This window comes from Patescibacteria group bacterium (assembly GCA_022560785.1).
Taxonomy (GTDB): Bacteria; Patescibacteriota; Minisyncoccia; order Phycocordibacterales; family JADFSL01; genus JADFSL01.
In genome coordinates this window covers 2,116-11,628 of sequence record JADFSL010000020.1, presented here as the reverse complement: position 1 = coordinate 11,628, position 9,513 = coordinate 2,116, and the positions used below count along the sequence as shown (strand labels likewise).

12 protein-coding genes are annotated in these 9,513 nt (G+C 39.1%); 10 read left to right on the top strand and 2 right to left on the bottom strand.

The features are described 5' to 3' along the window. The first annotated feature begins 128 nt into the window (after positions 1 to 128). The 10 genes from IIB50_02280 (at position 129) to IIB50_02235 (ending at position 7,842) form a co-directional block, all read left to right on the top strand. On the top strand, positions 129 to 452 hold the full coding sequence (locus IIB50_02280; protein MCH7529922.1) for a hypothetical protein: 324 nt from the start codon (positions 129 to 131) through the stop codon (positions 450 to 452). 433 nt (positions 453 to 885) lie between these two features. Further along, positions 886 to 1,383 (top strand): hypothetical protein, encoded by a 498-nt coding sequence (locus IIB50_02275; protein ID MCH7529921.1) that lies wholly within the window; start codon positions 886 to 888, stop codon positions 1,381 to 1,383. Between the two features lie 347 nt (positions 1,384 to 1,730). Continuing rightward, positions 1,731 to 2,246 (top strand): hypothetical protein, encoded by a 516-nt coding sequence (locus tag IIB50_02270; GenBank protein ID MCH7529920.1) that lies wholly within the window; start codon positions 1,731 to 1,733, stop codon positions 2,244 to 2,246. Then, positions 2,239 to 3,300 carry a cytochrome C biogenesis protein gene (locus tag IIB50_02265; protein MCH7529919.1) on the top strand — a complete coding sequence of 354 codons (1,062 nt, stop codon included), beginning with the start codon at positions 2,239 to 2,241 and terminating at the stop codon, positions 3,298 to 3,300. Before IIB50_02270 ends, IIB50_02265 begins: the two co-directional genes overlap by 8 nt. 482 nt (positions 3,301 to 3,782) lie before the next feature. Continuing rightward, positions 3,783 to 3,980, top strand: a complete 198-nt coding sequence (locus IIB50_02260; protein ID MCH7529918.1) for a hypothetical protein — start codon at positions 3,783 to 3,785, stop codon at positions 3,978 to 3,980. Positions 3,981 to 4,451: 471 nt separating this feature from the next. Beyond that, complete coding sequence (locus tag IIB50_02255; protein MCH7529917.1) at positions 4,452 to 4,628, top strand: hypothetical protein; 177 nt, start codon at positions 4,452 to 4,454, stop codon at positions 4,626 to 4,628. A gap of 214 nt (positions 4,629 to 4,842) precedes the next feature. Continuing rightward, a complete protein-coding gene (locus tag IIB50_02250; GenBank protein MCH7529916.1) occupies positions 4,843 to 5,163 on the top strand; it encodes a hypothetical protein in 321 nt (106 codons plus the stop codon). 112 nt (positions 5,164 to 5,275) lie between these two features. Beyond that, complete coding sequence (locus IIB50_02245) at positions 5,276 to 5,659, top strand: hypothetical protein (protein ID MCH7529915.1); 384 nt, start codon at positions 5,276 to 5,278, stop codon at positions 5,657 to 5,659. 927 nt (positions 5,660 to 6,586) lie between these two features. Then, positions 6,587 to 6,790 carry a cold shock domain-containing protein gene (locus IIB50_02240; protein ID MCH7529914.1) on the top strand — a complete coding sequence of 68 codons (204 nt, stop codon included), beginning with the start codon at positions 6,587 to 6,589 and terminating at the stop codon, positions 6,788 to 6,790. Positions 6,791 to 6,939: 149 nt separating this feature from the next. Next, positions 6,940 to 7,842, top strand: coding sequence for a D-alanyl-D-alanine carboxypeptidase family protein (locus IIB50_02235; protein ID MCH7529913.1), 903 nt, complete (start codon positions 6,940 to 6,942; stop codon positions 7,840 to 7,842). Positions 7,843 to 7,928: 86 nt separating this feature from the next. On the opposite strand, the gene IIB50_02230 is transcribed toward IIB50_02235, so the two are convergent. Continuing rightward, positions 7,929 to 8,333: an SET domain-containing protein-lysine N-methyltransferase gene (locus IIB50_02230; protein MCH7529912.1), complete on the bottom strand. Its 405-nt coding sequence runs from the start codon at positions 8,331 to 8,333 to the stop codon at positions 7,929 to 7,931. A gap of 233 nt (positions 8,334 to 8,566) precedes the next feature. Beyond that, the gene (locus tag IIB50_02225) at positions 8,567 to 9,199 is read right to left on the bottom strand and encodes a hypothetical protein (protein ID MCH7529911.1); all 633 of its coding nucleotides are present in this window, start codon (positions 9,197 to 9,199) and stop codon (positions 8,567 to 8,569) included. Between the last annotated feature and the right edge of the window lie 314 nt (positions 9,200 to 9,513).

Sequence of the window (9,513 nt, the reverse complement as noted above, 5' to 3'; positions counted from 1 at the left end):
ACTGCTCCAGGTGGAGGATTAGAAGAAAAGCCTGACATATACATTGTGGCTAGCTCTAAAGGTTTCGGATTTAGAAATATTGGTCCCACTGGAATAGCTGATTGTTTACCCAACTAATATCTGATGTAATGGAACCTCAACCACCGCCTTCCACTTTAACAATTGTTGAAAAAATTAGTCTCTTGTTAGGAGGAATTTTCATCAGCTTACTGGCATTTGTTTTTTCATGGTTTTTACAAATCTTTGGTAAAGAAATACTTGAAATGGAACCAAGAATGGAAGGACTTTTAAGAGCTAGTACGTATTTTGTTAGCTTCTTTATACTAGTCGTTCTTTATTTGGTATTTCGCAAAAGAAAACCTTATTTAGCGTACGGTCTTCTTTTTTCAATAATCAGCATAATTATCATTATACTGCTTCCTATGCTTTTGTTCATTTGTTGTGGACATTAATAAAAATAGAGACTAATCTATCCTATTCGACAGGTTCGAACGTCGTGCACTGCGCGGAGCTTGTAAACAAATAGTGCCTTTTGGCACTTTTTTGTTTTACACAATTTTTCGGACAGGACTCGAAGACCTTTGATAGTTTTCTTGAATTTATGAAAAGAAAACAGAGAAGGTGTACCGTCCATGTAATGGAAGAGTACCCTGTCCGCGAAGCAAACAAATTTGGTGGCAAACGACCCACCCACATCCAATTCCCCACTGGCTTTCAACGGCTCAACGTGTTGAGCCGTTGGAACTTTTTAAAAAACCATTACCCTGCCTTGAGCTGAAAGTTATTGAACCTGTCGCCGGAGCTGACAAAATTTGAAAGATATGTTATAGATATTCCAATCTGCCATACGGCAGTTTTGTTTTTTGACTCCAATGAGGTGACAAAATGAGTTATTTACTTACAGCTGATGTAGCCAAACAGGCTGTCGAGATGGTGGAGCCCATAATCTATACCGCAATGGGTTGCAAACTGTTTAAGCGGGACCATCTTCACATAGTGGTGATGGACCCTGCTGCGATGCCAATTAACAGAAATAGGGTGACTTTCAAGTCTGCTATCCTATATGAAGTATCGCTTGGTAACACGGAAAATTGGGAGCATGACTATGCTAAAATTGCCCGATCCAAAGCACAAATCTCGTGGTGGACAAAACTTCCGACACACATAGTCCAAGAAACGATGCCCTATATTCTGACAGGAGTCGACACCAAGCACTACGGAAGCGTTGTTTTGGATGGTATCGTTGTCGCGGCAAGTGGTGTCCAGCCGTGGTATGACGAATGTGTATCCCATATGGTTGCTGCAGCATGTCGGGCATTTAGCATCGAGAATATGCAGGAGGATATACTTCCGTCCGACTCGGATTTTCTTGGCACAGCTTGAGTTCATAAAAAGACCGCATGGTTCGCCCTACGGTCTTTCTTTTTTATACAAAACAAGAGGTTCGAACGTCGTCCACCCAGCGGAGCTTGTAAACAAATAGTGCCTTTTGGCACTTTTTTGTTTTACACAATTTTTCGGACAGAGCTCGAAAAGGTTGCCAGATATTTTGTAAAAATATCAACAACCTGTACCTGTCTGCGCAGGCAGGCTGAAACTGTAAGGGTCGAAACTCTTTATACCAAACAGGTTTAAATTTTTGGTATACTTTTGACACGAGGAATATATCAATAATTACTGCAAAAAAAGATGCCTTTGAAAGAGCGGATAAAACTTTTTCCACAATATTTATGAAGTATTTGAGTACTATTATTGACGCCACCAAAATAACAATGCAAGAGAGTGTATATCGCATTCTTTTTATTCCAATTACAATACTCTCTGCTGTATTATTTGTAGCAATACCGGTAATATTCGTACCTTCAAACACACTCAAGTTACAGTTTGGTTTATATACGTTTAGTGACTACGTAGTCCTCACGCTACTTGCGCTACTTAGCTCACTTTTCATAATAATGAAATATTTTACCTACAAACAATCAAAGAGAGAAAGTATAAATCTTGCTTCGGTTGGACGTGGAGGTCTAGGTGGTACATCTGTTACTGCAGCTTCCATATTTGGAGCCGCATCGTGTCCAATGTGCGTAGCTTCACTTTTTGGATTTTTGGGCTTCGGAGCAGTAGGTCTGCTTGTAACATATCAGTGGTGGATCTTTGCAATAACTCTAATACTATTTTTAGTGATTATCTACTACTCATCAAGGCAAATTATTGGCAAATGTGAAAAATGCAATATTCATGAGTAGAAAATTTATAGGAATTCTGGCGTTTTTATTTTTCCTTGTCATAAGCATAGGGCTTTTATGGCTTGCGACACAAAGTGACAACTCGGTGTCAGTGTTTCTATCGTACGCCGCTGGTCTTTCAATGATATTTCTCCCCTGTACACTGCCACTTGCATTTGTCATAGTGCCCCTTGCTGTAAAAGAAAAAAGCACGAGCAAGGCACTGGGCATTTCAGTGGCATTTGGAGTTGGGCTTGCTACCACACTCGCACTCTATGGTGTCGTAACTGCATTTCTTGGAGGATATTTCGGGCTAGACCAGTTTACGAGAGTTATGTTTGTCATAGCAGGGTCAATGGCACTCATTTTTGCTCTCTCTGAGCTTGAACTTTTACATGTGCCACTTCCTTCATTTGGACACAGTAAAAGTACGTGGATTAAAGAAGGATATGCAAAAACATTTTTTCTTGGAATGTTTCTCGGTAATGCGGGTATCGGATGCCCAAACCCCGCCTTCTATGTTCTTCTTACATACATCGCTTCTACTGGCTCTGTTATCACTGGGGGCTGGCTCGGTCTTGTTCATGGCCTTGGTCGAGCAACACCTCTCATTTTTCTTGTTTTATTAACCTTGCTCGGCATGCGAAGTATTGACTGGGTAGGACGTGCGTCGCGCAATCTACACATCTGGACTGGTACTAGTTTGACTATCGCAGGAGCATTTATTCTCACGTATGGACTCTTTGGTATGGCTTGGTGGGAAGATTCAATATTCCACGCTTCGTGGAATAAGTTCATTTTTAATATTGCACCAAACCTCGCAGAGGCTATAAATCACCCAGTTGCAGAAGGTATACTTGAAGGTTCATTTGCAACCGGCTGGTGGTTCCTCATTATTTTTATTCTCATTCCACTTATTTGGTACAAATTTAGACATGGTGTTGCTAATATCAAATTTTGGGTTATTGCTTTGCTATTGGTCACACTCGGCATAACTGCTTCTACTGGGATTATAAAAGCTGAGCACAGTCATGGAGTCAATGTAGAAGATAATCACACGCATGATAATAATTAGTAATAAAATAATATGGATAAAGCAAACCTAACCTGCCCACATTGTGGTCATATACAAGAAGTGGTTATACCAAAAGACGGTTGTTTAGCATTTCATAAATGTGAAAAGTGTGAAGAAATGATATCCGTTCCAAAAGATAGTGATAATTGTTGTGTTATTTGTGAACACTCAGATAAAAAGTGTCCTGCATCACACACTGAATAAATAGGAGCTAGAGTCCTATTACTAGAGCAACAAACACCAAGTCCTGAGGCGAATGCATTAGGGCTTTTGTGTTTGTCTCTGTGGCCGGGCTCGAAAGATGGAAATGTGTGTGCCCGAGCACGATTGAGCGTTGCGTCGGGGGTCGAGAGTGCTTAGTATTTTTATACATAAAATGTGGCAAAATGCTTAGTAACTCGTGACAAAACCCTGCTCAGCGAAGCAGACAAGATTATTTACTTGCGGTATCTTTTTCCTATTACTCTTAAATTAAAAATATTATGAAAACGCTTAAATGCGACCTGTGCGAACATGAAGCTCAAGGTGAAACATTCGAAGAATGGATGAAAGCACTTATGCCTCATTACATGGAGGCTCATGCTGACGTAATAAGTGCCCACAGCAAGGACGAGGAGGAGATGGAAAAGGAGAAAGGAAAGTGGATGGTTAAAAATAAGGCTCGATTTGACGCTGTCTAAATAAAATATATTACTTGTCAATCGTAAGTTTGACGCAGTGATGTTAGATTTGACTGTATAGCTCCACTATGCTGTACTTATGATGGATTTGAAAAGAATGAACGTGTCGTCTCAAGAAAAGCATATAGGAGAAACAAAATGTTACGTTTATTGGTTCAAGGCATCGCTTTTGGGATGTTCGTTATTTCTCTCTATCGGATTATTTCCGGTAAGGGACCAATGAAAAATCGCAGTCCGGATTTTACATTCGCGATAGGAGCTTATTCCTTCTTTGTGTGTGTTGGTCTTTTAGCAAGTTAAAAGAAATTATTATTACTCCGCAGTGCTATTGCATTGCGGGATTTTTTCTATTTAAAATTTAAATTTGACAAATTTAATAAATATAGTACGATAGGCAATGGAGGCGCATTCTTGGCACCATGCCAGCGCTCAGTTCTCAAAAAATGCTTTTAAAACAAAGAGGAAAAGCTAATGACTGAACCAACAATAATTGAGGAGTCGCCAGCGGCAGCTTCTCAGCATAACGACACACCTATACACTTCTTCGATTTCTTTGATGACCGTGAAGTTGAAAGTGGGCTAGTGCAGCAGTACTGTGACAGTTTGGGTATATCCGTCGGTTCGACGCCTGGACTCATTTCCGAGTGATATCCTAGTTTTAATCGTCTCATTATCGTTCCAATGAGATGACGATAATAAGGTGATTAAATTATATCGCTTAGGTTGAGTTTAACAGTTCGCCACAAACTTCGTTTGTGGCGATTTATTTTTATGCGTTGTCACATGTGATGAACTTGCCAAATTATATATAAATGCACTATTATACAAACAGATTTCACCCAAATTTTTGAGAGAGGAGTATATGGACGCACAAGAGGAAATACCATACGGTGAAAAAGTACGTCTCATTCTTGACTACATCGTTCCGAACAGTTTCACGTACATGCAAGTGGGAGATTATATCTATGAAAACGATGAGGAATTAATTATTCACCAGATTGGTCAACACGATATGAAACTTGCCGTCATTCCTGCTCAAACCGAAGGAACAGTAGGAACGTCAATATATTGCCATGATATATATGACCATGAAATAGAGTGTCCAGTTGAATGGGATTTTCACAGTCCTGGCATAGCTAAATTTCAAGGAACGCCCTGGAAACTACTTGAATTTATTGACTAAGCAACCGCCCACAAAGACACGGATGTCGTGAGGCGGTTTTTTAATATAGTGTCTTTCGTGATTTAAATGTGATATAACTGGGCTAGAATATATCACAACGGGAGGTTTCCAAATGAAAGATTACGACCAAACTACTGAAGTAACTGAAGTAATCCGTAAGCCACACGAACAAGTGCCATCGCTTAAACGTCTCGCCTTTTGGTGGCAGGATATAAGAGTTGTTTTCTATAAATATTTTAACCTTGACTATAGCAAAGTCGTTGGTCTCCCAATGACTCGCAAGGAATATAAAAAATGGCAGAAGACTGAAGATGTTCGTCATTTCAAATGTAGCAGACATCAAGTCTGTGGTAATTTTGCAAATTTAAGTCCGTATCTTCCAACTGGAGATGGTTGGATGTCGTGCCAGAGGGATTCGGAAAAAGGATTTAAATGCAGCCAGGTAACTAGGGCTTGTTTGCACGATGATACAATTGAAATTACCCCATATATGTAACTATTAAAAGGTATCCTACGGGATACCTGTTTTTTGTACAAAATAGGTTTGAACACCAATACTCCACCAGAGTTATACTTGACAATGTGATTTGATTATGCTACAATGAAAACAGTTGAATTTTAGACATGTTGTCTGAAAAATGATTGGAGAAAATGAAATGACTGGTTTGCAATTAGTGTTGTTCACACTTGTATTGATTGGATTGCTTTCGGGATACTGGTTTGCCATACATCGGGAGCTCATTAAGAGAACTCCCGACATAACTTGGGCACGAAACATATCTATCATTTCGATTTTACTGTATGTAGGTCTCTTCGTGGCTTACTTCCCTGCTATTAATTAACGACAGCGACTATTATACAAATCCCCCCGCGATGCAATAGCATCACGGGGTTTTTTATTTACAATTTTTATGAATTCCAGTGTCTCCATGTAAAGAAAAAGTAGTGTATAATTAAACAACACAAGGAGTAAAACGACTATGTGATTGTTTAACCCTGTTAAATCCCGCAAAGCGGGAGCGGCAAGGTCGCATTTAACAGGGTGATGATTTAGATGACATTATTTTTCATTACCATTCAAAATAATTAACAAAATCTATCATGGCAAAAAGAAGTACAGGAATTGAAAAGAGAAAAACCTCGCGTTCAAAAAAGACCAAAAAACGACTCGCGGTAAAACGTGAAATGCTAGCTCAAAGAGCCAGCAAAAAGCGCAAGTAAATCAATTTTTCTTTCACAGAAAGCAGTAAGCCCTTGATACGGGTTGCGCTTGACATTATATTGATTGTGTAATATACTGCCAACATCAAATAACTACTGAAGAAGAACTGAGTCGAGTTTAATCTTTTGAGTGTATTTGAGGTAGTGAAAGCGATATGTAGAGCTTTCATACAAAGATTACTCGTTTTAGTTTTTACACTAAATGAAAAAAGGAACTATTGCGCGCCTCATGGATAAAGGCTACGGCTTTATTAAGACAGAGGATAGCGATAAAGATCTCTTCTTTCATTCAAACGAAGTACAGGGTACTGATTTCAACTCCCTTAAAGAGGGTGACGAAGTAGAGTTTGAAGTGACTGAAGGACAAAAAGGTCCGCAGGCGGTCAAAGTAAGCCGCGTTGAATAAAACAAAAAACCCGCTCGAATAGAGTGGGTTTTTTGTATATGTGGATGGTTGTAGGTGAATTTCTGTCTTTGTGACCAAATAAAAAATCTTCACTATACTAGGCACTTATGCAACTGAGAATACGCTATATTGCGAAAAAAATGAATACTATGCTGAAGCAAGTACATCCATTTTATTGGGTGATTTCTGCGGTATTCGTGATTGTAATAACGTCTATTGGCTATGCTTCATGGTACGGATACGATCGCCTCACTACACTTTCTATCCAAATAACATCTTTGGAATCAAAACTTTCTGCTACAGTTGCTGTGCTTCAGGACAATATTACTGAAACACAAATCTCGTTTACAAATGCTCTTGAGCAAGAACAACAAAATGTGTCAGCAATAAAAAAGCAACTTGGAAATTTTGAGAAAGAAGTAGGGGAAATTTCTGGTACAGTAACCATACTTGAAAAATTAAGCAACACCGATAAAGAGCTTTTGCAGAAATATTCAAAGGTCTATTTCCTAAACGAGCACTTCGCTCCAAGACGGCTTGCAGAGATTGAAAAGAAGTATTTATACAGTGAGAGAAGGCCTGAGTTTATACATGGGTCAGTATGGCCATACCTGAAACAACTTCTTGATGCAGCAGGGCGTGATAATGTGACTTTATATATAAAATCCGCATATCGTTCATTTAATAATCAAGAATCATTAAAATCTTTCTACACCGTGACCTACGGTGCAAACACCGCAAACCAGTTTTCTGCGGATCAAGGATATTCTGAACATCAGCTCGGCACAACTGCAGATTTCATCACGACCGGACTTAAGGGTAAACTAGAGGGATTTGAAAATACACAACCATATCAGTGGATGCTAAGTAATGCATACAAATATGGCTTTATACTTTCCTATCCACAAAACAATGACTTTTATATATTTGAGCCGTGGCACTGGAGATTTGTTGGTATTGCTTTGTCCACAGAGCTATATAGTACTAACAAACATTTTTATGATCTGAACCAGCGTGAAATTGACAAATATTTAGTGACTATTTTTGAATAAGACTGTGGGTATTGAACTATAGAGAATCTGATTTGGATTATATTACATTAAAATATAAAGTTTTATAGTTTTACTATTTGGTTTTTTTATTTTTTGCAGGGGGCACACTTGCAACCATGTGGTTTGATAAAATCATCAAAATATTCTTTACCATAGTCATATGCAAGCTCCTCCCCAGACTTTATGTTTCGTTTGGCATAAATAAAAACTCGCTTACCATCTATTTCACTCTCACAATTAGGCCGACAGGAGTGGTTGATGTAGCGTGCAATATTACCCCGAGTAGTACCATTTATTACTAAATCCTTGTCTACTTCAAAGAGATATTTACCACCATTTTTATCAGCTTCTTCATCTGACAGAAACGTTCCAAAATACTCGGCAACAAAGTCCCCTTTTGGTATAGGAAACTGTGTTTTAAGCCCCAGCCCTGCGCTACTGCGTACTACGGCAAGTGTGTGTTTGGATTTTCGTGGATATCGGTACCCCATACAATACGATTATGCAAATGTCACGACCGTAAGTGTATCAGATTTTTTAAACAAAACCTTGTAATTTTCTGGGGACAAATATTTAGAATTGTCTTTTATTTCTTTTCCGCCGTTGTATCTTTTTGTAGAGATAAAATGCAACAATAAATAGTATTGAACCAACTTTTATTTTGACATCTTTCGTCCTTTATTTACAAAATAGTTTTTCGCTACCAAAAATAAACTGAGTTGTGTTATTTTTGAAGACGGGGATTTGATGCAAAAAACTTATCTATCGCACCGGTTATGTATCCTTTCCCTCTGCCTTTATTTTTTATATAAAAATAACCTACAATTGCGGCAATAAGGGCACCCACACTGTCAACAATCAAATCCCACATAGTGTCTACCAATCCCGATTTTTGCATATTAAAGTTAAAGAGTGTATCCATGGTAAATTCAAAAATTTCCCACACCACCCCTATGGCGACCGCAAACGCAAATGTGAAAAGTCCAATAATGTAGGGATTTGCGACAAGACGCTTTGCATCATAGAGCGTGTAGAGAATGACAAAACCAACAATACCGAATACTATTGCTGAACCACCGTGCAATACCATATCCCACCACCAAAACCGCTCGTAAAAATTTCCTACTTCTCCTAAAATCAAGGTGCCGTAGATAAGAAGTGTGGCAATAAAATGTAATTCGACCGGAATATTGAGTTTGAAGTTTTTGCCAAGCAGTGCTGGGATAAATGTCGCCAAAAGAGCAATGATACTGGTAAACAATATCGTCCACGAGCCACGCATGAAAGCAACCACGCCAGCTATAACCAGCGTTGCTTGAAGAAACCGCGCAATACCTAACTGTAATCGCTCCTTCATACGTACATAGTACCACAGACTTCATTTCTATTTTTGCGTGGCAAACGCTTGTATTCTTTAGAAAGAATTGCTTTTACGATAACAATCTCGGCACTGTAGCTGACCAGCCCTGTCTGGGTCTGGTTTAAAAGGAAGCTCGGTTATCGCTGTACCGCACTTTCCACATTTCCAGTCACCTTTGTACATTTCTCGATCGCTTCTCTGCCCTCCTCCCTTTGGCCGATTCTTTTGAAAACAATCTTTGCACTGTAGCTGACCAGCCCTGTCTGGGTCTGGTTTAAAAGGAAGCTCGGTTATCGCTGTACCTCACTTTC